We start from the raw sequence: 22852 nt of genomic DNA, 5'->3' as shown, positions 1-22852 counted from the left end.
TTTCGGCTTAAAGCGCATTAGCACTTAAACCACCATCTGCGGTGATGTTCTGACCAGTAATGTAAGATGCTTTATCCATTGCCAAAAAAGCAATGGCACTGGCGATTTCTTCGGGTTGTGCAAAACGGTTTAATGGCGTTCGTTCTACGATTTTTTCATAGCGCTCTTTTTGATCAATAATGGGTTTTACCAGAGGAGTTTCAGTATACCACGGGGAAACCGCATTGACTCTGATATTTTTATCGGCCCATTCTGAGGCTAAACTTCGGGTTTGTTGAAGAATTCCCGCTTTAGCCATCGCATAAGGCGCACCGCTCTTTACATCTTGCAAAGCTGCTACCGAAGCCACATTGATTACCGAAGCTTTCCCTGATCGTCTAAGAAGTGCAAAGAATTTTCTAGTCAATTCAAACGGAGCGATCAGGTTAGTGTTGATCACTTGCTCGTATTCTTCAACCTCATACATTATCGCTTCTTTGCGAATGTTCATTCCGGCGTTGTTGACTAAAATATCTAAGGAACCGCTGCGCTGAAAAACAAAATCGGTAAGCTTGTCTTGATCGTCTTCAGAAGTTACATCACCTTGCATCCCGGAAGCGATATAACCTATCTCTCCCAGTTCTTGCTGAAAAGCCGTTACTGCGGCTCCATCACGCGCTGTAAAGATGACTTTAGCTCCTAGTTTAGCAAATTCTAAAACGGTAGCTCTACCTATTCCTTTAGTGCCTCCTGTGATCAAGGCAGTTTTTCCTTCTAAATTCCACATAACTTCAAACTCAATTTGCCGGCAAAACTACAAAGACTCTAAAGTCTATACCCAAATTTTAGATGGAAATACAGATTATGCATAAATACATAAATTAAAAAACCTCGCAGTTGCGAGGTTTTCGGTTCTTAGAAGTAACGCCAAAGCGTTTAATTCTATTAGGTCTATTCTCTAATTAAAAATCAAAATTATCAGGATCTGGACCAATACGCTCGTGCTTGTCTAGCGCGTTAATGGTCTGCATATCTTCTTCGGTTAATTCAAAATCAAAAATGGCTGCGTTGCTTTCAATATGGTCTTTTGAAGTAGATTTAGGAATAGTAATTACACCATTTTGTAAATCCCAACGCAAGACGATATGAGCCGGAGATTTACCGTATTTTTCACCCAATTGTTTCAAGGTTTCATTTTTAAAAGCCTTTCCTTGCATTAATGGAGACCAGGCTTCATATTGAATTCCGTTTTCCTTACAGAAGTTCTGAAGATCCTTTTGTACTAGCCAAGGATGAAATTCTAATTGATCTACCATAGGTTTGATTTCTGCATCCTGCATAAGATCTTTAAGATGGTGTTCTAGAAAATTACTTACTCCGATCGCCTTAATCTTTCCATCTTTATATAATTTTTCGAGTGCGCGCCAGGAATCTTTATATTTACCTTCAACCGGCCAATGAATTAAGTAGAGATCAAGATAATCTGTATCTAAACGGCTTAATGTTTTTTCGAAAGCTTCTAATGTGGCCTCATAGCCTTGATCACTATTCCATAATTTACTGGTAAGGAAAATATCTTCACGTGAAATGCCACTTTCTTTTATTGCTTTCCCAACACCTTCCTCATTGTCATAAGCTTTTGCGGTGTCTATATGTCTATAACCGGCAGCTAAAGCCCATTTTACCGCGTTGATCACTTCGTTGCCATCTTCGGCCTTCCAAACTCCAAGCCCAAAATATGGCATGTGCACGCCATTACTTAATTCCCAGGTTCCTTGTAGGTTGGTAATTTCTTTATTTACAGTTGTAGTACTCATAATTTCAATTTTACTCTAAAACTAAAAAATAGCTTGGGGTATAAAGAAGCTTTTAACCCTTCTTAACTGCTGTATGTTAAGGGTTTTTAGAAGATCAAGCATAAAAAAAGCCACACCAAAAGGTGCGGCTTTCAACTTGTTAATGCAACAGATTAATCTACTGCATCTTCAGCAGCATCACCAATGTCATCTGCTGCATCTTCAATTTTATCTCCGGTAGATTCTCTACAACTTTGTAAGGTTGTACCCATAACTCCGGCTAGAAATAGAAATAAAAAAATACGTTTCATAATTTGAATTTTAAGGTTAGAAATTTTGGTTGTTTATAAGCGTCGGCCTGTTGCTAGTCGGTATAAGATCGCGATTACCGCAAGTACCAGCAAAATGTGAATCAAGCTACCTACAGATTCGGCAAAGCCGAAATAACCTACAAGCCAGCCAATGATTAAAATCACTACAATAAGCCAAATAATATCTCTCATCGTTATATAAGTATTGGTTAGAGATATGAAATTAGCAGATTCAATTTGAACTTGTTTTTTGATTAACAGTGAATTAACGCCGAGATTAGAAATTTTGTGGGTTCTTTATGATTTCTTGGGCGCGTTTAACAAGTTGTTCTAATTCATCAGGATCTTTTTTATCCAGCATTCCTATCATCATATTCATACGTTGGTTATTCTCAAAATGTTCTTTCTTTTCCAGAAGGAAATTCCAATATAAACTATTGAAGGGACACGCTTTTTCTCCGGTTTTTTTAGAAACGCTGTAATAGCAAGAGCTACAATAGTTACTCATTTTATTGATGTAGCTTCCGCTAGAAACATAAGGTTTTGTCGCAACAATGCCGCCATCTGCAAACTGACTCATGCCTCGGGTATTGGTGATTTCTACCCACTCCAAAGCATCTATATAAATCCCAAGGTACCAAGCGTCAACTTCGTCTGGATGGGTTTGGGTGAGTAAAGCGTAATTACCAGTGATCATCAAACGCTGAATGTGATGCGCATACGCGTGCTCTAAACTTTGCTTAATGGCGTGATGTAGGCAATTCATTTTCGTTTTTGCCGTCCAGTAAAATTCAGGTAGTTCGTTCTGGTTATCGAGTTTGTTGCTTCTGCGGTAACCGGGCATTTTCATCCAGTAAATTCCGCGCATATACTCGCGCCAGCCTAAGATTTGTCGTATAAATCCTTCCACTTGGCTGATATCAATTTCCTCTTTATGCTCACACCAATAGCTGATTACTTTTTCGATCACTTCTAGGGGATGCAGCATTTTGCTGTTCATCGCAAAGCTCAGCCTACTATGAAATAGGTAAGCCTGATCAGGATCCATCGCATCTTGATAATCTCCAAAATGCTTCAGCAGATTGCTGCAAAAATAATTAAGCACACTTAACGCGTCAGGGCGGGAGGTAGGCCAGTTGAAATTTTCAGCATCAACGCTGCCTATGGTTTTAATCCCGGCATCTTTGACCATTTTATGTATTTCTGAAAGATCTGTGCGAAAACCTCGCTCATGCGGAATCTCAGGTTCTCCTTTCCACTTTTTGCGATTGCTGTGGTCAAAATTCCATTTTCCTCCTTCGGGATCTTTGTCGTTGACCATCATGATATTGTATTTCTTTCGCATATCACGATAGAAATACTCCATTGTCAAGGTTTTCTTTCCTTCAAAAAAATCAGCAAGATCTGTGCGACTGGTTAAAAAATGTTCGGTGTCAACTGCTTGAGTTTGGAGGCTTATATCATTACAGAAATTTTTGAGTTGTTCATCAAGCCGATACTCGTCAGGAAGTTGATATTCAAAACGATCAATGTGATGCGCTTTAAAAAGTTGGTTTAAGTTTTTGGTCAGGTCCTGCGTGTTATCAGGATGATCTAATTTGTAGTAAATCACGCTATGCCCGCGTTCTTCAAGCCATTGCGAAAAATTCCGCATTGCGGAAAAAAACCCTAGAATCTTTTGAATATGATGGGTAACATAATCTGTTTCCTGACGCATTTCGGCCATAAAATAGAGTACATCGTCATCCACTTGATCATACCAAGAATGCTTTTGATTGAGTTGATCTCCCAAAATTAAACGTAGTGTTTTTGCCATAATGATCAGTCAAATAAAGAAGGTTCTAGCCAAAGGCGCTGGTATTTACCTGAGCTGTCATAACGCTCAGCCTGACTTTGAATATTAAATTTTCGATCTCGCGGATCGTTACCTACACCGCTGTTATACATCCAATTCCCATAATTGCTGTGCACGTCATAATCAATGAGCATACTTTCAAAATATGCTGCGCCAATGCGCCAATCTTGCTGAAGTTCTTTTGCCCAAAAGCTGGCAACATTTTGTCGCCCTCGATTGCTCATCCAGCCCGTTGCAGCAATTTCTTTCATATTGGCATTTACAAAATCATACCTTGTGGTTCCGGAGATCCATTCTTTTTGAGCTGCTTTATTGCTATGCCAATCGTAGTCTTTGTTGAGAATACCACCGATCTTGAAAATGGAATCACCGTATTTCAGCGAAATATATTTGAAAAAATCCCGCCACATCAGTTCAAAAAACAACCAATAGGTACTGTCATTCTTGACCTCTTCGCGTTCAAACTTTTTGATTTCCCAATAAATAATTCTTGCCGAAATACTACCGTTAGCAAGCCACGCCGAAAGTTTTGAACTATAATCAGTACCCACCAGACCGTTTCGGGTTTTCTTATACACCTTAAGTTTTTTTGATTCCCAGAAATACTGTTGAATGCGTTGAGAAGCTTGTTGTGTACCACCTTTAAAAGGGAATGCTGTGCGATTATCTATTTTAAAATCTTCTAGTCCCAGGTCGCTAAGACTGGGGATCTCAGTTGGCTCGTCAATCAGATTTGTTTTAGGCTGCTGTTGCGGTTCAACACATTTTATGATATGGAGTGCTTTTTCGCAGGTTTTGCGCCATTGCGTAAACACGTTGGGGACTACCTCAAAGGAGTCATACGGGAGGTCTTCAGGATGGATTAAAAATTGGTCATAATTTGTCGTAAATGTCACAGAAGTCTCGCAGGCCTGCTTCACATTTTGTTGAACCTCTACTTCTTCAGCAGTCCATTCTTTTTGATAATAAATCTGACTGACTTTATATTTTGCAGCCAACTTCGATATTATTTCTTCCGGTTTTTCCAAATAAACCAAAAAGGTAATATTTAGCTTTCTGAGATCTTCGCGCAGTTCTTGAATGGTTTCAATCAAAAATTGAGCGCGAAAGCGTTCGGTTTTTTTAAATCCATACGGACCGCTTTCAAAATGTCTGGGATCAAAACAATAAACAGCAATGACCCCTGCGTCATTAGCGCAAGCCTGTTGTAAACTGGTATTATCTAAGGTGCGTAAGTCGTTTCTAAACCAAACTAGATCCATTAGTATTTTTATTTCGTCTGCAGCCTTCACTGCAGTATTTGACATCTTCCCAGTTTCTTGCCCACTTTTTGCGCCAAGCGAAAGGTTTTCCGCAGGTTGCACAAATTTTCTCAGGAAGATTTACCTTTTTATGAGCCAAGATCGGTAATTGATTTCACGGCTTGATCAGGCTGCGCATAGGTAAACCTGTTCAAAATCTGGGGTAGCGCGTAACCATCTAAGCCGTCAATGCAAACTGTTTGAGCACGCTCAAGATTGAGCCAGCCATCTTCAGCTTGAATTTCGCGATCTACGTATATGTGCTTAATGGCGCCAATTATAAAATGGCAATTGTTCTCTTTAATAAAATACTCATTCTCAAATTCGCATCCCAATTTGATCCTGCTTTGCTTTACGTATGGTGCTTTAAAATCGTCAAGATATTCTTCGTTAAGTAAGGTTTTGTCAAATTCAGAAACATTACCGGCATATTTAGCTGAAGTTTTATGTGCTTCTTTAATGAAATTTTGATTGACGTGGTTCACCGTAAACACACCAGACTTCTTGAGGTTGTCATACGTGTTACGCTCTACGGAAGTAGGACGCAATACAAAACCCAAAAGTGGAGGGTTGCTTCCTAGGTGCGTAACTGAACTGAAAATGGCAACATTAGAAACGCCATCTTCTGAAATACTTCCTAAGAGATTAGCCGATTTAAAGCCGGTGCAACTGTTTATAAAATGTGCACGATATCGGGACGGCATATCAGCTATCTGTTCTGCTGTGTAATGTCTCATAAAAAAGGGTAAGTTTTAACCTACCCTCAATTTACTGTGTGTTCAAGCGTTAAGCTGTTAACATTAAACAAAATAACAAAACTTTAAATGTCTAAGCTTCTTGCGCTTGCACATTATACTTAGGATAATCAGTATATCCTTTTTCTCCTTGTGTGTAGAACGTATCTTGATCCCATTCGGCTGTTGGGGCTTTGATTGCAAAGCGTTCTACAAGATCTGGATTGGAAATATAAAGTTTTCCATAGGCTACAAGATCTGCATTTCCTTCTTTGATCACCGCATTACCGCTCTCTTGATCAAAATTTGCATTGATCATTAAATTTCCGTGGTATTTTGGGCGATAGTGCTTCGCGATTTCTGTTTCAAGAAAGTCGATATCACTAACATCTGTGAACGGTTCTGAAAGGTGCAAATAGGCCAAGTCGTAATTATTGAGACGCTCTACGATATAGTCAAAAGTAGGAATGGTTTCTTCTGTCGCATCAATACCAAATACACCGTTTAGAGACGGATTGAGACGCACACCTATTTTATTTTCGGGCATCACCGCTTTAACCTTATCTAAGGTTTCAAAAAAGAAACGGGCTTTATTTTCAATGCTTCCACCGTAGTTATCTGTACGCACATTAGAATTTTTATTAAAAAACTGATGGAATAAATAACCGTTAGAACTATGAATTTCAACGCCATCAAAACCAGCTTCCATTGCATTTTTAGCAGCAGTTACAAAGTCTTCTTGCGTTTGTTGAATATCTTCAAGCGTCATCGCTTTAGGCTCTACGGTGTCTTTGAAACCTTCAGAAGTAAAAGCTTTGGCATTAGGGTTTACTGCAGATGGAGCGAGTGGCTTATCGCCATTATGAAAATCAGGGTGTGACATACGACCTACGTGCCATAATTGAATAAAAATCTTACCATCTTCGGCGTGTACAGCATCAACCACTTTTTTCCAACCAGCAACTTGCGCTGCAGAATGAATCCCCGGCGTATGAATGTAACCTACAGCCTGAGGAGAAACTTGTGAGCCTTCAGTAATGATAAGGCCGGCACTAGCGCGTTGCGTGTAATATTCTACGTGCATGTCAGTAGGTGCATTTTCCGGATTATCAGCGCGACTACGCGTCATAGGTGCCATCACGACACGATTTTTTAAGGTAGTTGCACCTAGTTTAAAAGATTGTAATAGAGGTTGATCAGTTTTCATAATTTTTCTTTTTCTGCGGAAGCAACAATTATAAGTGCTACAATTCCTAGTTTGTTTTTAATTGCTTTTTTGGTCTAATCGGAGTAAAAGCCCTAACAGTTTGGGCTGTTAAACCTTTTATAAAATCTATTTTGATTAGAAATAAACGATTGGTTATGTGAGCCATAAAGGCTTCAAAAGGTTTGGAGTAGCTATTTAATCGTCAATGTTTTCGCGCATTTCACTTTTGCGCATAGGCATCTGATCTATGGTCTCAAAAATGATTTTCACATCAAGCGGAAAGGTTTTTTGAAACTTCACTCCGCCATCTTTTCCTATAAGTGTAATGCCTTCATAAGTATTTGGGATCTGATATTTCTGACGTAACGGCCCAACTTGAAAGCCCGAAACCACCTTTAAGTCTTTATCGTACAAACGTCCTTTAGCCAAAACAAAAAGCAGAATATTGCGATCTTCTATTTTTTTGGTCGAATTTTTCATGTGTTGCCAGTGGTTGACAAAACTTTCCGTCTCGAGGCTGGTGGTAGAAAAAACCACAATGCGGTTGCGCCATTTGTATTTAGAAAAGTCGTTTTGTGCAGAAGCGGTCAGCGCAAATAAAACTATAGAGATATTGGTGAGGGTTTTCATAAATGTGCTTGGTCTTTTAAAAGGTCAGGAAATTGTTTTTTAAATCGGTTAAGTCTGGGTACTGAAACGCCAATTATGTAGGGATCGTTAGGATGCTTACGCTCGTAATCCTGATGATAGGCTTCTGCCTCCCAGAATTTTTGAAAAGGCAATACTTGAGTTACGATTTCACCATCATAAACCGTTTCATTGAGCTGTGTGACAATGCTATCAATAATGCGCTTTTCTTTTTCGTTTTGATAGAAGGCTATAGAGCGATACTGTTTGCCTCGGTCAGGACCTTGACGATACAGCGCTGTGGGATCGTGTGATCCAAAAAAGGCAATGACTAAATTGCGATAACTTACTGTGTCAGGATTATAAAACACTTCTACGGCTTCGGCGTGGTTGGTTTTTCCGTAGCTTACCTCTTTGTAGTTAGGGTGTTCTTCAAACCCACCGCTATAGCCGCTTACGGCCTCCTTAACTCCTTTGATGCTCTCAAAAATCGCTTCTACGCACCAAAAGCAACCGCTTGCAAAATAAGCACGTTCATAGCCCTCCACAGATTGCGTTTGCACCGGAGGAAGCTTAGCCATCCTTTGATCACTTTCTAAAGAAGTAGTGTTTTTACAGCTGAGACATAGCGTTATTAATACAATGTAGCTCGTTATAAAGCGCATAGCGTGATTTTCTACTTAAATATAACGAGAAGGGCCGCGCAGGGCTGCTAAGGTCCTGTTAAACTCTTAAAATAAAAAAGCCCCGATAGGATCGGGGCTTAGTCTATATTATGATGTGAAGCGATTAGAGTTTCGCAAAAATAGCTTCCATTTTTTCTGATTCTTCTTTTGCAAGTTCCTCGTCTACTAAGATACGACCACTATGCTCATCAGTAATGATCTTTTTACGACCTGCGATTTCCACTTGTACTTGTGGTGGGATCGTAAAGAAAGAACCTCCAGATGCACCACGCTCAATAGCCACAACGGCAAGACCATTGCGTACGTTAGAGCGAATGCGCTTGTAAGCTTTTACAAGACGCTCATCAATTTGTTCTTCGTAGCTTTCTCCTTTTTCAAGAAGTGCTTGTTCTTCTTTTTCCGTTTCAGCTAAGATCTCATCAAGCTCGTCTTTTTTGTGCTTCAAGTGCTTTTTGCGCTCGTCAAGACGTTCTTTAGTAGAATCGATCACTTCGTTTTTCTGCTCGATCTGCGCACGGAATTCTCTGATATTTTTTTCAGCAAGCTGAATTTCTAACTCTTGAAATTCAATTTCCTTACTTAGCGAGTTGTACTCTCTGTTGTTACGCACATTTTTTTGCTGTTCAGTATATTTCTTGATAGCAGCTTTTGCGTCTTCAATAAGAATTTTTTTAGCTTTAATCTGATCGTCGATTAAGCTTAACTCACCACCTAATTTGTCAAGTCGGGTATTTAATCCTGCAACTTCATCTTCAAGATCTTCTACTTCTAAAGGAAGCTCACCACGCACGTTGCGTATGGTATCAACGCGAGAGTGTATCAGCTGTAGGTCATACAATGCTCTGAGTTTCTCTTCTACAGTTGCTTCGGTCTTTTTTGCCATATTATAAATACTTAATAGGATTGGTGTTTTCGTCTGATAAAACGACTGCAAAATTAGTAAATTTTTTCGTAAGAAAGTCGGTCAAAATATTTTTTGTGTATTGCTCGCTTTCATAATGCCCAATATCAGCTAAAACGATTTGACCTTCAGCTTGATAAAACTGATGGTATTTAAGATCTGCGGTGATCAGCGCATCTGCTCCGGCAGCTTTAGCGGCGTCAATTGCAAAACTTCCGCTTCCTCCTAAAACAGCGACCTTTTTTACAGGTTGACCACGCAAAGCAGAATACCGAATTCCTTCAGCATGAAATGCTTTTTTAACCTGATTTAAAAAGTCTAATTCCTCAAGGGCTTCGGGTAGTTCTCCTATCATTCCCATTCCAATATTTTGATTGGCATTGTCTAAAGTGGTGATTTCATAGGCTACTTCTTCGTATGAATGCGCTGCAAAAAGTGCGCTTAAAATGCGTGATTGCAGGCGCGCTTCAAACGTGATGTTGAGTTGTACTTCTTTTTCAATATGCAGTTCGCCTCGATTTCCAACGCTCGGATTGCTATGTTCATTGCCCTTAAAAGTACCTTTGCCTTTGGTGCTAAAACTACACTCTTCATAATTGCCAATGTTTCCGGCTCCTGCTTTAAAAAGTGCTTCTCTTACAGTGATTACCTCATTTTTTGGTACATAGGTCGTAAGTTTTTTAATAGCTCCTTTTCTAGGAATTAAGATCTTGCGCTGCTCTAGATTTAGCGCATCGCACATCCCTCTACTCACACCGTGTGGCATATTGTCAAGCGCGGTATGAATGGCGTAAATAGCAATATCATTTTGGATCGCTTTAAGCACCACACGTTCTACATAATTTTTACCGGTGATCTTCTTGAGTCCGCTAAAAATTATAGGATGAAAACTTACGATCAAGTTGCAGTTTTTAGCAATGGCTTCATCTACAGTTTGTTCAAGTGTATCAAGAGTAACCAGAATACCGGTAACTTGCGTATGATAGTTTCCCAGCAAAAGACCTACATTGTCAAAATCTTCGGCATTGGCAAGGGGAGCAAATTCTTCAAGGGTTTGTGCGACGTCTTTAATAGTCATAACTCGTAATTCTAATAAGTGGTAAAGGTAAAGATTGCGATAAGTGAAGCTACTTATTTTATTGCTAAATCTTGTTTTGTCAGGGTTAACAAATAAGTCACGCGTTCAAAAGTTTAAAAAGTAATACCTTCGGCGTTGTGAAAGACTTGCGAAAAATACTCTGGCCTTTTTCGGTGCCTTACGACGGGGTTACCCGAGTACGCAATTGCCTATTTGAGAAGGGAATATTCGAACAAAGATCGTATGATTTTCCGGTGATTGGTATTGGTAATTTAAGCGTTGGCGGTACCGGAAAAACACCAATGACGGAGTATGTGCTGCATCTTTTGAAGGAGGAGTATCATCTGGCGACCTTAAGTAGAGGATATGGCAGGTCTACCAAAGGTTTTTTGCCCGTCACCCCGGAGGCTCACGCTAGCGAAGTAGGGGATGAACCTTTGCAATTTGCTACAAAATTTAAGGAGGTGGCTGTTGCTGTTTGCGAAGATCGTCAAACCGGTATCGCCAGGTTGATGAAGCAAACTCCAAAACCTGAGGTAGTGGTTTTAGATGATGTTTTTCAGCACAGAAAGGTACAGCCTGGATACCTGATTATGCTTACGGCGTATAATGATTTGTTTTACAAAGATCTGGTGCTTCCGGCAGGGAATTTAAGAGAGTCTAGACAAGGAGCATCCCGAGCGCATTGTATTGTAGTTACTAAATGCCCTTCAAGTTTAGGCGAAAGGGAAATGCGAGCTATAAAAACGAAGATTGGAACTTATAGTAATGCTCCGGTTTATTTTAGCAGTATTGGTTACGGTGAAATTCAAGGAAACCCAGCTTTTACTGACTATAGTACATTACGTAATAAGAAAATTACAGTGGTAACCGGTATCGCGAAACCAGAGCCTTTTTTTGATTTTTTAAAAGGGAAAAACTTGAACTTTGAAGCGCTTCGGTTTAAGGATCATCATAATTTTACTCCTAAAGAACTACATGCTTTAGATCAACACGAAGTCATACTTACCACCGAAAAAGACTATATGCGCTTAAACGGCAAATTGCATAAAGCTACGTTGCTATATGTGCCTATTGAAATGCAGTTTTTAAAAGAAACGGAACGTTTCAACAATGATCTGCTGAATTTTGTGAAGCAGCAGGTCCCTAAAGAATAACGTTTTTACGTTTTAAGGCATTATGGATTTTAAAGAAGAATTCCTCTACCTTATAAGGTTTTGGGATGATGTCGTTGAAACCGGCCAGATAAAAATCGTCAATATTTTCTTCAATGGTTACCGCTGTTAAGGCTAGAATAGGCAGGTCTTTATTGAATTCGCGTATTTTCTGAGTCGCTTCGATACCGCTTATTCCCGGCATATGAATATCCATTAAAACCAAGTCAAAGTTCTCAAAGCGTACTTTTTCAATAGCGATTTCACCATTGTCTGCCACCTCGCACATCATCTCATTTTTTTCAAGAATTTTGCGGGTGATCATTTGGTTGATCTTGTTGTCTTCAACTACCAACAGCTTTTTGCCTTTTAGGGCCTCGTAATCTATCTCGTACACGCGCTCTTCGGTTTCGTTAGTTTTGCTTTTGGTCAGGCCATACTTGATGTCAAAGAAGAATTTAGAGCCTTTTCCAAGCGTACTTTCCAGTTCAATTTTACTTTTTTGAAGGGTGAGCAGGCGCTTAACAATAGAAAGCCCTAAGCCGGTACCGCCGAATTTTCGATTGATCTGTACCGAACCTTGAGTAAAGTTCTGGAAGATATCTTTCTGTTTTTTCTTGCTGATACCTTCTCCGGTATCTTCAACTTCAAAATGAAGATAAGTTTGACTTTCATTACTGCTCAATTGCTTGATACGAATAAAAATATCCCCGTCTCTGGTAAATTTATTTCCGTTACCGATCAAATTGATGAGGATCTGCGAAATCATTAATGGGTCACCAATGATCTGATCAGGAATTTCTTCGTCATATTCCAGATTGAGCTTGTTGCCTTTTTCTTGCGCCGAACGCTCCAAAGCAAACAATACATCATCTACACGTTTACGTAGATTAAAGGTTGCTTGTTCAACTTCGACCTTATCGGCCTCAAGCTTGTTGAGGTCAAGAATGTTATTGATGAGCGAGAGCAAATATTCTCCTGAAAACTTTAAGGAGTCAAGATGCTTCTTTTGCTCTTCGGTAGGATTTTCACTTAAAAGTAAATGCGTGAGTCCGGTTACTGCATACATAGGAGTACGAAGTTCGTGCGTGATCGTAGATAAAAACTGCGCCTTAACCACAGAAGCCTTCTCGGCATTTTCTTTGGCGATCATCAGTTCGGCGTTTTTAGCTTGCAGCAGCTCGTTTGCCTTAGCGCGTAAATTATTGTTCTTATAAAGAGATAGAGCTAAAAGACACAAAATAGTAAACAGTGCAATAATGAGTACGGTTGTGATCTTATTAGCCTGAACGCGTTTTGCCGGGTCGTAATCATCAGCATTGATGTTGGCGAGCAACGCATTGCGAATCGCGACATTTTTTGCAGTTGAATTGTTTTCACCAAAATAACTGCTGCGTTTTTGATTGTATAAAGAAAGGTAGCTGAAAGCTTCCTCAAATTCTTGTCGCGCGGAATAAATGGTGCTCAATAAATTCAATCCATCAACTTCAAGCTGCGGGTAATTATTATTTAAACTGAGTTCGTGTGCTTTGTTAGCATACGACAAAGCAGTATCCAACTGATTGAGCAGGAAATTCATTCTGCCCTGTTGTAAAAAAACGCGGCAAAGCAAATAACTGTGTTTGCCCTTTGTTTTGTTTAAAATCGCTTCGGCTTGCTGATATTTTAATAGGGCTTCTTCATTGTTTTTGAGTTCCTGCAAAATGTTGCCCTCATACAAATAGGTCGTGGCCAACTGAACTCTGGAGTCCTCATCGCGCGTGCTTTCAAAAATTAATGCGGCATTTTCTAAAAAGGGTAGTGCACGCTCGTAATTTCCGGTTTTAGATAGGATTTGACTATAAATCAAATAGTCTTGCCCCAGATTGTCTAATTCTTGAAGTTCTTGGTGCAGTTTAATGGCATTAAGAATAAGCGGAGTAGCGAGCTTAGGATCGCCGCGCTCAAAATAAATTTTAGAAAGCAATTGGTTGCTAATCGCTTCGCCACTTTGATTCAATGATTTTATCGAAAGGGCTTCGGCTTTTTTGATATTGACGATCGCCGATTCAAAATCTGCCTGCTCCATTGCGTAGATTCCACCTAGTAAAAGCGAATCAATCTGAATGTTTTGTACGTTTTCAGATCTGCTTGATTGTTGACCAAAACAGACCACGGAAATTAGGGTAAATAAGACGACAAGTAGTTTTCTGTCGATCAGCATTTTTTGACGCATTAAGTCACTAATATAGACACTTTGATAGAATATCTACAGAAAACTTTAAGAATTTTTAAGAGATTTTAAGAATGAGATCAATCAATCTCGAAGAGTAACCGGTCTCATTATCGTACCAACCTATGAGTTTCACCAAGTTACCAATCACAGAGGTCATTTGAGCGTCTACAATCACCGAATGGGTATTCCCTACAATATCAATAGAAACCAAAGGAACATTTGTAAACTCTAAAATGCCTTTGAGTTCATGTGAAGCGGCGTTTTCAAAAGCAGCGTTAATTTCCTCTATTGTAGTTTCGCGAGCGACATTTAAGGTAAGGTCAGTTAAAGATCCGTTAGGCACCGGTACCCGAATTCCGCAGCCACCAATTACTTCGCTTAAATCTGGAAAAATTTTAGTGAGCGCTTTTGCGGCACCAGTTGTGGTGGGTACAATAGATTGCCCTGCAGCTCGCGCGCGTCTTAAGTCTGCGTGCGGCTGATCGTGCAAACTTTGATCAGTTGTGTACGAATGTACCGTTGTGATATACGCCTGCTTAATTCCGCATAAATCATTTACCACTTTAATCATTGGGGCGGCATTGTTGGTGGTGCAACTCGCATTAGAAATGATGCGCTCACTACCATCAAGCAAGGTGTCATTTACGCCAAGCACAATCGTTTTGATATGGTCATCTGCCGGTGGAACACTTAGAATGACTTTGGGAGCGCCAGCCTCAAGATGTGGGAGAAGCGCTTCTTCGGTTTTAAATTTACCGGTAGCTTCAACGATGAGGTCCAGATCGTGATTTTTCCAAGGAATGCGTTCTGGATCAGACTCCTGATAAAGGTGAACTACTTGTTGATCGACATAGAGGGCAGCATCTTGATAACTAATTTCCGGTGGGAAAATGCCGTGAATACTGTCGTATTTAAGCAGATGCGCTAAAGTTGCACCATTGGCTTTATCGTTTATGGCGACTACTTCAATTTGTGGATGCTCGTGCAAAAGTCGAAAGAGTCTCCGACCGATGCGTCCAAAACCGTTGATCCCGATTTTGATAGTTCTCATGCGCAATACGTCTAGTTAAGGTGCTTTTGAGCTTTATATGAAGAGCGCACGAGTGCACTACTCTCTACGTGACGGAAGCCCATTTCTAAACCTATAGTCTCGTATTTTTTAAATTGATCTGGCGTGATGAATTGTTTCACCGCAAGATGTTTTTTAGAAGGCTGAAGATACTGACCAATGGTCACCACGTCAACATCAGCATCGCGTAAATCTCTTAAGGTTTGAATGACTTCTTCTTCAGTCTCACCCAGACCTAGCATGATACCTGATTTGGTACGTCTGATGCCTTGCTCTTTTAAATATTTAAGCACGCCTAAACTACGCTCATATTGCGCTTGTATACGCACTTCTCGGGTGAGGCGTTTTACGGTTTCCATATTATGAGAGACCACTTCAGGCGCCACTTCAACGATACGATCAATATTGCGCTCGTTTCCTTGAAAGTCGGGTATAAGAGTTTCTAAGGTAGTGTCAGGGTTCATGCGTCTGATGGCTTTAACCGTTTCAGCCCACATTATAGAACCCATATCTTTTAGATCATCACGGTCTACAGAAGTAATTACCGCGTGCTTAATTTTCATAAGCTTGATGGAACGAGCTACTTTTTCTGGTTCTTCCCAATCTAAGGTATCTGGCCTGCCGGTTTTAACACCACAGAATCCGCAAGAACGGGTACATACGTTACCTAAGATCATAAATGTCGCCGTTCCTTCACTCCAGCATTCTCCCATATTTGGGCAGCTTCCTGAGGTGCAGATAGTGTGTAAATCATACTTATCTACGAGGCTCCTGAGTTCTGTGTATTTCTTGCCGGTGGGCAATTTTACACGCAACCATTTAGGTTTTGGTTTATGAACCGGTGCTGCTAATGTTTCAGTATTCATCACAATTCTTTTAGGTCAGCAAAGATACAAACTGTACTTCAAATAACAGGTACTGCTGTGTTTTGTGTTGGTGGTCTCTTCTACGCTTAAAAGCTTACATTTTGGCCTGGGTAATTTGCTTGTTAAGAGAGTTTTAGTACTTGCGTTAAAATTTAGGTAATTAGGAAATCGTTGTGATAAGAAGCAAGACTACCGCACTACTTTTACATCAGTATTAAACAAAAACACTCTATTATGAAACGATTTACACTTCCTTTTTTGATAATTGCGATTGTAACAGGAATTTATGGTTTTGGAGGGTTTGATCTTTGGGCAACCGAAGCTGCACGTATCTTATTTCTGATTTCAGCAGATTTATTTGTAGTTTCTTTATTTGCTAAATTTTTATTTAAGAAGAATCCTAAGCCTATTGCGCAACAGGTAAAATCATAAATCAGCCTTTTCATTCCTGAATTTAGAACTGCTTTAATACAAAGCAGTTTTTTTATGTCTAAATTGTAGCATAATTATTGATAAGAATAGTAAAAACTTTATGCGTAATCTTTCTTTAGCTCTACTTCTTTTGATCTCTGTTTACGGTTTAAAAGCACAAGAGCAAGTTTTACATCGTGGGGCAGTGACCGAAACCGTGACCGCTAACGATTCTATAAGCATTCCATATTCTATTTATTTGCCGCCAACCTACGATGTGAACAATCCGTCTAATGCGTTGTTTATTTTTGACTCAGATGGGGAGGGTACTAAAGCAACCCGACTTTTTGTATCTGCATTACAGGGCGAAAATTATATCATCGTTGCTAATAATAAACCCTTGCCGCAAGCATTAGACAGTCTTGATGCCAATGCAAAAATGGGACTGCATATTATGCAAGATGTGTTTAGAAAGGTTTCTCTGGATATGAGTAATGTGTATCTGGCGGGGCACAAGAGTGGTGCACAGGTAGCAAGTGCCTTATCCTACATCGTAAGAGGAACAGCTAATTTACTTTTAATTGATGACGTATACTTCGCAAATAGGTTTGCAGATCAGGCGCAAGAAAACCTAGCGATTGGAGTGGTTGGTGAAGCTTCACCTAACTATTATCAGATGGAAGATTATTTCTATATGATGAAAGCCTACAATAATGACAATACGCTCTATTTTATTGAAGAAACAAAAACTTGGCCGTCGGCAGCGTTAATGGGCACATTGATCAATAGATTGTATCACCTCAATAATGAGCGTTTAAATAAAAAGCTTTCTGATACGGTATGGCAGCGTCAATATCAAACAGATCTCAACACCATTAAACAATTGACTTTAGCAGAAGAATATGTCAATGCCTATGAGTTGGCTACAGATTTAAAAGGAGAATACCGCGGAAATGTTGATCTTGATCCGTTGCGCGATCTGCAGCGTGGGTTGAGAAGATCTGATGCGTACAAACAAGAAAAACGCTATATGCGATCTGATGATATAGAAGAAGGGTTGCTGCTGGATGATATTAGTTACTTTTTAGATGAAGATCTTGCGCTGGGTAGTTTTTCCAATCTGGGTTATTGGGATGAACGTATACAGCAATTTAGAGCTGCGGCACAAAATTCGGCGAAGCCTAAAGAACAAAAAGTAGCTAAACGTATGCTAGGTTATATTGATTATGTTGTCACCGATTTTCTGACCTTAAACCGGGTGGCACTTTTTGATCAGCGCATTTTTGCTAATGTATTACGCACGTTACTGGATCCCGAAAATGATACGGCATATTTAGACATAATTAGTTTAGCAGCCATTGATGGAGATGACAATACAGCTTATTTTTATCTAGAAGAATTGCTGAAGCAAGGCTACGACGATTATGAGGCGCTGTACTCGATCCCAAAAACCGAATTGCTGCGTATTAAGCCAACCTACAACGAACTTGTAGAAAGTTATTTGGGCAAATCTAAATTTTAGAGAAATCCTTATTTCTTTTAACGTAGATCAATAAAAGCAAAGCAACCACTGTTATTGCAGCCATAATGGCCCAAGTGCTTTTGTAACCTAAGCGGTCCACAAGTTGCATCCCACTGTTATGGCCAAAAATATGCGCAAGCGAAAAAGACATACTGTACAATCCCATATATGCTCCTTGTCTGCCCAGTTTAGCTCGGCGTAAGGCAAAGGCATTTCCAAATGGGAACGCGATCATCTCGCCTAAAGTGGCAACTGCCATACCCAGTATTAAAACCCCATTCCAACCGCTGAAATAGAAAAAACCAAAACTCAGTCCGGTCAAAACTAATCCGCCAATTACATTAGAAATGTGATTCCAGTTTTTAGCTTCCATAAAAGCGATCAATGGCATCTCAAATAAAAAGATCATCAATCCGTTCATTCCAAGCAAAAGGCCAATTTGCGATTCCGTAAGTAAACGAACCTCTTTATAATAAACCGGTACAGTAGAAAAGTATTGAACAAATACAACTCCGAATAAAGCAAGTGCGATCAGGAATATAACATATAGACGGTCTTTGTGAGGCGCTAAGGGATTTTCAATCATTTTTTCTTGATCTGTTTCTTTGGCTTTTTTTGGGTTCAACGTTTGAATGAGCAGCAAGCCGGCGAGAATACAAGTAATGCCGTCTGCTAGAAATAAACCAAAGTATCCAATACTTGCAATGATAATTCCGCCCAAAGCCGGGCCTGCTGAGAATCCTAAATTGATCGCAAGACGAATTAAGGTTAACGACCGCGTTTTGTTCTCCGGTTTGCTATAGGCGCTCAGCGCAACGAAAAAAGCAGGCCGAGACATATCTGCTACTGTGATCAAGGCAAAAAAGCCAATGCATACCGCCCAAAAGCTAGTGATGAACTGCAAGCCTAAAAATCCAATTCCGGTAGCGATAAGACTTAAAAGGATGGTTTTATAATATCCTAGTTTATCAGATAGAATTCCGCCTAGCCAAGAGCCAAAAAGTGAACCAAACCCAAAACACGTCATTACCCAACCTACACGGCTTAGACTAAATCCTAAGTCGTCTCTGAGGTATAATGATAAAAACGGGATCACCATTGCACCCGCCCGATTTACCAGCGTGATCAATGCAAGCCACCAGATTTCTTTTGATAGTCCTTTAAAGGTATTGAGGTAAGAAGTAAAAATGCGTTTCACGATGGGTGTAAATAAAAAAAGTCTGGCGATAAGACCAGACTTTTTGCGTTTATAAAATAGGTTTATGTATCAACACAGCACGTCTGGAAGAGAAGGATATTCCTTTACTAGGCGATATGATGTGTTTTTAAATTTCATTATAATCGAATTTATGGTCGACCATCTGTATTTATTGCATCAAGGTCGTTTGCTAAGTTAAAGCTACTAAAACTTTTTCAGTAGAAGCTTTTGTTTTTTAATTAAAATTAAAGACTTCCGCTTGGCAGTTCTTCTACTTGTACCGGGAGGTAGAGTTCGGTTACCCATTCAGCCGGATTAGGGGTGTCCTCAGGGCCTACTATGTAAAATTCAAATTTGCTGCTTTCGGGAGCGGCCACATAATTGTTCTCCTGCATATAAGCTTCGGTTTTTTTCCAAGCTTCATCAAGATTACTGGTGTTTCCGGTTAGTCGCGTTTTTATAACGGTGTAGGCCGGTAAAAATCCACAAAGAATAGCGCTGTCTTCAGGTACTACTATTCTTGAAGTTGTAGGAATTCCACTTGAAATGATTGCGCTATTATTTACAGAGTCCTTAGAGTTGTAAATAGTGAGCGGTTTTCCCAGAATGGTGATGTTATTACCTTCCATAAAAGATTTCACCTGTGGAATAAGCTCCATAACTTTTTCATCAATATGTTCAATAGAGGTGGCTGTTGTGGCATACATATAAAAACCACCGCTATATTGTGTAATGCCGCTTACATCAATGCTGTACACTTTCATATCAGCATTGATCAGTTGGTCTAACGCAGTCAGACCTTTGTCATACATCGCGCGCATTTCACCATCAAAATCATAACCACCAAGAGTGAAATAGGCTTTGTCTATTAAGGTATGTTCGCCTCTGATTCCCCAGGTTACTTTAGTACCTTCTTCAACTTCTTCAAATTGCCAAAACACATTTGCATCGCGCTCTCCTCCCGGAGTGATAAAAGTGATGTCTTGCTCAATACGTTGATCTTCGATAACCGAAGTGGTTCGCATAGCACCATCTACTTCTTCACCATTCCACGAATAGCTCGCGCCCTCGCCGCTGGTTTTTTCGGGATAATTAAAAACCATTGTAGGGTCTTCTTGTTTCCAAGGTCCCCAGGTTTCCCAAGTTTTATATTCGTTAACCTTATCAAAAACCACACTTACAGGAGCGTCAATAATTTTTGATTCTTCAATTTCATAAGTACCGTCTTTAGTAGCAAAATAAATAGCACCTGCTATAAAAACAATGAGCAGTAGAAAGAAGAGGTATTTTAATATTTTCATTTAGGAATGGGTTTAACAGCTAAGTTAGCAATTTAAAACGGATTGTAGGAGATTCCCACAAAAGAAGAATTAAGAAAAGTAACTTACTTGTTAAGCGTTAATTTAATAAGAAAAAGCAGCGCCACAAAAACGATAAAACCTATCAAAATCCAGAAAGATCCTCGGTATTCTTTTTTGTGAAGTTTGCGGTCTTTGCGATAGCTGCGTGATACAAAAAACACAAAAGCGATAAAGAACAAGGCCGCAAAAACCCATTGACCGGTAGTGAACATTTTAATGTATTTTTAGTCAAAATTAAGTCTTTAAAACAGAATATTACGATGAAAAAACGATTAGCTGCGGTACACGAATTTCATAGCACCTTTGGATTAGGAATTGAAGAAGCCCCAAAGGCCGACTTGGGCGAGGCTAAAAATTTGTTGCGTTTCAATTTGATGAAAGAAGAGAATGAAGAATATCTAGAAGCTGCTAATAATAATGACCTTACCGAAGTAGCCGATGCGTTGGGTGATATGCTTTATATCTTATGCGGAACCATTTTAGAACACGGGATGCAACATAAGATCGAAGAAGTTTTTGATGAAATTCAGCGCAGCAATATGAGTAAGTTAGGAGCTGATGGTAAACCGGTGTACCGCGAGGACGGTAAAGTCTTAAAAGGTCCAGCTTATTTCAAACCAAATATTAAAAAGATTCTGGATAATTAATCTAGTTTTTTTCTCCACTTATTAAGGCTAAATTCGCAGCCTATGAGCGCAATCAATTATGTTTCGGTAGAGTCTATCGCTAAAGCTTTTGGCGAGCGGGTATTGTTTAAAGATTTGTCTTTTGGTATTAACGAAGGACAGAAAATTGGCTTAGTGGCCAAAAACGGTACCGGTAAAACGTCGATGCTTGATATTCTGGCGGGAGCTGAGAATCCAGACAGTGGGCAGGTGGTATATCGCAAAGGCATCAAGATTTCTTTTCTTCCTCAGGAACCCGATCTTGACCCTAATCTTACCGTAGAACAAACCATTTTTGATAGCGATAATGAGATCTTAAATGTGATTTCAGCCTATGAGCATGCGCTTCAAAATATGGAAGATACCGAAGCGTATCAGAAAGCTTTTGATCAGATGGAAGCCCATCAAGCCTGGGATTTTGAGACACAGTACAAGCAGATATTATTTCAGCTGAAGCTGGATGACCTTGATCGTAAGGTTGAAAAGTTAAGCGGTGGACAGAAAAAGCGTTTGGCACTCGCCAATATGCTGCTCAGTAAACCTGATTTGCTTATTCTTGATGAGCCTACGAACCACTTAGATCTCGAGATGATCGAGTGGTTAGAGCAGTTTTTTGCCAAAGAGAATTTTACGCTGTTTATGGTAACGCACGACCGCTACTTTTTAGAGCGGGTGTGTAATGAGATCATCGAGTTGGATGAAGGTAAACTGTATAGTTATAAAGGGAATTATGCGTATTACCTAGAGAAACGAGATGCCCGAATTACTAACGAAGAAGTTGAAACGGGAAAGGCAAAACAGCTTTTTAAAAAGGAATTGGAGTGGATGCGTCGCCAGCCCAAGGCGCGTACTACAAAGTCAAAATCGCGTATCGATGACTTTGCCGAAATAAAAGAACGCGCACACAAACGCCGTAACGATCACGAGGTACAACTCGAGCTTAATATGGAACGCTTGGGGAGTAAAATCGTAGAGCTGCACAAAGTTTCTAAGTCCTTTAAAGATCGTGTGATCCTTGATAAGTTTGACTATAATTTTCAGCGGGCAGACCGTATTGGGATCATCGGTAAAAATGGAACCGGAAAATCTACATTTCTCAATATCCTTACAGGGAAAATGCCACCCGATGGCGGAAAGATCGTGATCGGGGAGACTATTCAATTTGGCTATTATACACAAAAGGGAATTGAGATCAAGCACGGTCAAAAGGTAATTGATGTCATCAAAGAATTTGGGGATTATATTCCGTTGAAAAAGGGGCGCCAGATTTCTGCAGGTCAGCTTTTAGAGCGTTTTCTATTTGACCGAAAAAAGCAATACGACTTCGTTGAAAAATTGAGTGGAGGCGAGCGTAAGCGTTTATATTTATGTACGGTGCTTATTCAGAATCCTAACTTTTTAATTCTCGATGAGCCTACTAATGATCTGGATATTGTGACGCTCAATGTGCTTGAGAGTTTCTTGCTGGATTATCCGGGATGTTTGATCGTGGTTTCGCACGATCGCTATTTTATGGATAAGATCGTTGACCACCTTTTTGTATTTAGAGGTCAAGGGGTGGTTGAAGATTTTCCGGGAAATTACTCTGATTTTAGAGCTTATGATGCTGGTCCGGCAGTTATACAGGAGGAAGATCCACAGCCTAAAGTGGAAAAGGAAACCAATAAAGACAATTGGAAAACAGCCGGAAGTGCACTTTCTTATAACGAGCAAAAGGAATACAACCGACTGGAACGCGATATCGCCAAGCTTGAAAAGGAAAAGGAAAAGAAGGAAGCCGAATTTCTAAATCCCGATTTGTCAGGAGATGAGATCAATCAAGCTTCTGTGGAGCTGCAACAGATTCAGGATAAAATAGACGAATTTACCGAGCGTTGGTTTGATTTAAGCGCCAAGATGGAAGGTTAGGCGAATTT

General features: G+C 39.9%; 24 protein-coding genes. 5 read left to right on the top strand and 19 right to left on the bottom strand.

Going from position 1 to position 22852, the window contains the following annotated elements:
• Positions 1-7: 7 nt before the first annotated feature.
• The 13 genes from HCN54_RS11770 to HCN54_RS11710 all read right to left on the bottom strand — a co-directional run bounded on the left by HCN54_RS11770 (position 8) and on the right by HCN54_RS11710 (position 10475).
• Positions 8-766, bottom strand: coding sequence for an SDR family oxidoreductase (locus HCN54_RS11770; RefSeq protein WP_167597941.1), 759 nt, complete (start codon positions 764-766; stop codon positions 8-10).
• 175 nt (positions 767-941) lie between these two features.
• Positions 942-1796 (bottom strand): aldo/keto reductase, encoded by an 855-nt coding sequence (locus HCN54_RS11765; protein WP_167597940.1) that lies wholly within the window; start codon positions 1794-1796, stop codon positions 942-944.
• A gap of 152 nt (positions 1797-1948) precedes the next feature.
• Positions 1949-2086, bottom strand: a complete 138-nt coding sequence (locus tag HCN54_RS11760; RefSeq protein ID WP_164916932.1) for a hypothetical protein — start codon at positions 2084-2086, stop codon at positions 1949-1951.
• A gap of 33 nt (positions 2087-2119) precedes the next feature.
• Positions 2120-2278, bottom strand: coding sequence for a lmo0937 family membrane protein (locus HCN54_RS11755; RefSeq protein WP_128755699.1), 159 nt, complete (start codon positions 2276-2278; stop codon positions 2120-2122).
• A gap of 85 nt (positions 2279-2363) precedes the next feature.
• Entirely contained in the window at positions 2364-3902 is a 1539-nt protein-coding gene (locus HCN54_RS11750) for a cryptochrome/photolyase family protein (RefSeq protein ID WP_167597939.1), read from the bottom strand.
• A 5-nt stretch (positions 3903-3907) separates the two neighbouring features.
• Positions 3908-5248, bottom strand: coding sequence for a DASH family cryptochrome (locus tag HCN54_RS11745; protein WP_240924876.1), 1341 nt, complete (start codon positions 5246-5248; stop codon positions 3908-3910).
• Positions 5184-5342, bottom strand: coding sequence for a DUF2256 domain-containing protein (locus HCN54_RS11740; protein ID WP_167597937.1), 159 nt, complete (start codon positions 5340-5342; stop codon positions 5184-5186). The genes HCN54_RS11745 and HCN54_RS11740 overlap by 65 nt, the downstream gene beginning before the upstream one ends.
• The gene (locus tag HCN54_RS11735; RefSeq protein WP_072983559.1) at positions 5332-5979 is read right to left on the bottom strand and encodes a flavin reductase family protein; all 648 of its coding nucleotides are present in this window, start codon (positions 5977-5979) and stop codon (positions 5332-5334) included. Before HCN54_RS11735 ends, HCN54_RS11740 begins: the two co-directional genes overlap by 11 nt.
• A gap of 91 nt (positions 5980-6070) precedes the next feature.
• A complete protein-coding gene (locus HCN54_RS11730) occupies positions 6071-7183 on the bottom strand; it encodes an alkene reductase (protein ID WP_167597936.1) in 1113 nt (370 codons plus the stop codon).
• A 195-nt stretch (positions 7184-7378) separates the two neighbouring features.
• Positions 7379-7813 (bottom strand): DUF4174 domain-containing protein, encoded by a 435-nt coding sequence (locus HCN54_RS11725; protein WP_167597935.1) that lies wholly within the window; start codon positions 7811-7813, stop codon positions 7379-7381.
• Entirely contained in the window at positions 7810-8475 is a 666-nt protein-coding gene (gene msrA / locus HCN54_RS11720; protein WP_167597934.1) for a peptide-methionine (S)-S-oxide reductase MsrA, read from the bottom strand. Before msrA ends, HCN54_RS11725 begins: the two co-directional genes overlap by 4 nt.
• Positions 8476-8599: 124 nt before the next feature.
• Positions 8600-9379 carry a zinc ribbon domain-containing protein gene (locus tag HCN54_RS11715; protein WP_072983564.1) on the bottom strand — a complete coding sequence of 260 codons (780 nt, stop codon included), beginning with the start codon at positions 9377-9379 and terminating at the stop codon, positions 8600-8602.
• 1 nt (position 9380) lies between these two features.
• Positions 9381-10475: a Nif3-like dinuclear metal center hexameric protein gene (locus HCN54_RS11710; RefSeq protein WP_167597933.1), complete on the bottom strand. Its 1095-nt coding sequence runs from the start codon at positions 10473-10475 to the stop codon at positions 9381-9383.
• Positions 10476-10612: 137 nt separating this feature from the next.
• Here HCN54_RS11710 and lpxK point away from each other — a divergent pair, with 137 nt between their 5' ends.
• The gene (gene lpxK, locus HCN54_RS11705) at positions 10613-11632 is read left to right on the top strand and encodes a tetraacyldisaccharide 4'-kinase (protein WP_167597932.1); all 1020 of its coding nucleotides are present in this window, start codon (positions 10613-10615) and stop codon (positions 11630-11632) included.
• Here the strand turns inward: lpxK and HCN54_RS11700 are convergent.
• The 3 genes from HCN54_RS11700 to lipA form a co-directional block, all read right to left on the bottom strand.
• Positions 11622-13832: a response regulator gene (locus HCN54_RS11700; RefSeq protein ID WP_167597931.1), complete on the bottom strand. Its 2211-nt coding sequence runs from the start codon at positions 13830-13832 to the stop codon at positions 11622-11624. The two genes, lpxK and HCN54_RS11700, sit on opposite strands and share 11 nt — an antisense overlap.
• 67 nt (positions 13833-13899) lie before the next feature.
• Positions 13900-14895, bottom strand: a complete 996-nt coding sequence (gap, locus tag HCN54_RS11695) for a type I glyceraldehyde-3-phosphate dehydrogenase (RefSeq protein WP_167597930.1) — start codon at positions 14893-14895, stop codon at positions 13900-13902.
• An 11-nt stretch (positions 14896-14906) separates the two neighbouring features.
• Positions 14907-15779 carry a lipoyl synthase gene (gene lipA / locus HCN54_RS11690; RefSeq protein ID WP_167597929.1) on the bottom strand — a complete coding sequence of 291 codons (873 nt, stop codon included), beginning with the start codon at positions 15777-15779 and terminating at the stop codon, positions 14907-14909.
• A gap of 234 nt (positions 15780-16013) precedes the next feature.
• Between lipA and HCN54_RS11685 the strand changes: the two genes are divergently transcribed.
• Together HCN54_RS11685 and HCN54_RS11680 are read left to right on the top strand one after the other, a co-directional pair.
• Positions 16014-16211, top strand: a complete 198-nt coding sequence (locus HCN54_RS11685; protein WP_072983575.1) for a DUF1328 domain-containing protein — start codon at positions 16014-16016, stop codon at positions 16209-16211.
• Positions 16212-16311: 100 nt separating this feature from the next.
• Positions 16312-17712, top strand: coding sequence for a hypothetical protein (locus HCN54_RS11680; RefSeq protein ID WP_167597928.1), 1401 nt, complete (start codon positions 16312-16314; stop codon positions 17710-17712).
• Here the strand turns inward: HCN54_RS11680 and HCN54_RS11675 are convergent.
• The 3 genes from HCN54_RS11675 to HCN54_RS11665 all read right to left on the bottom strand — a co-directional run bounded on the left by HCN54_RS11675 (position 17702) and on the right by HCN54_RS11665 (position 20483).
• Positions 17702-18910, bottom strand: a complete 1209-nt coding sequence (locus HCN54_RS11675; RefSeq protein ID WP_072983579.1) for an MDR family MFS transporter — start codon at positions 18908-18910, stop codon at positions 17702-17704. The two genes, HCN54_RS11680 and HCN54_RS11675, sit on opposite strands and share 11 nt — an antisense overlap.
• Positions 18911-19155: 245 nt before the next feature.
• On the bottom strand, positions 19156-20211 hold the full coding sequence (locus HCN54_RS11670; protein WP_167597927.1) for an SRPBCC family protein: 1056 nt from the start codon (positions 20209-20211) through the stop codon (positions 19156-19158).
• An 83-nt stretch (positions 20212-20294) separates the two neighbouring features.
• A complete protein-coding gene (locus tag HCN54_RS11665; protein WP_072983583.1) occupies positions 20295-20483 on the bottom strand; it encodes a hypothetical protein in 189 nt (62 codons plus the stop codon).
• 48 nt (positions 20484-20531) lie between these two features.
• Between HCN54_RS11665 and HCN54_RS11660 the strand changes: the two genes are divergently transcribed.
• Positions 20532-20918, top strand: a complete 387-nt coding sequence (locus tag HCN54_RS11660; protein ID WP_167597926.1) for a nucleoside triphosphate pyrophosphohydrolase family protein — start codon at positions 20532-20534, stop codon at positions 20916-20918.
• Between the two features lie 51 nt (positions 20919-20969).
• Complete coding sequence (locus HCN54_RS11655) at positions 20970-22844, top strand: ABC-F family ATP-binding cassette domain-containing protein (RefSeq protein ID WP_167598902.1); 1875 nt, start codon at positions 20970-20972, stop codon at positions 22842-22844.
• Positions 22845-22852 lie beyond the last annotated feature (8 nt).

It is taken from the genome of Leeuwenhoekiella sp. ZYFB001 (assembly GCF_011784865.1).
GTDB classification, from domain to species: domain Bacteria; phylum Bacteroidota; class Bacteroidia; order Flavobacteriales; family Flavobacteriaceae; genus Leeuwenhoekiella; species Leeuwenhoekiella palythoae.
This window is presented reverse-complemented; position numbering and strand designations above follow the sequence as displayed.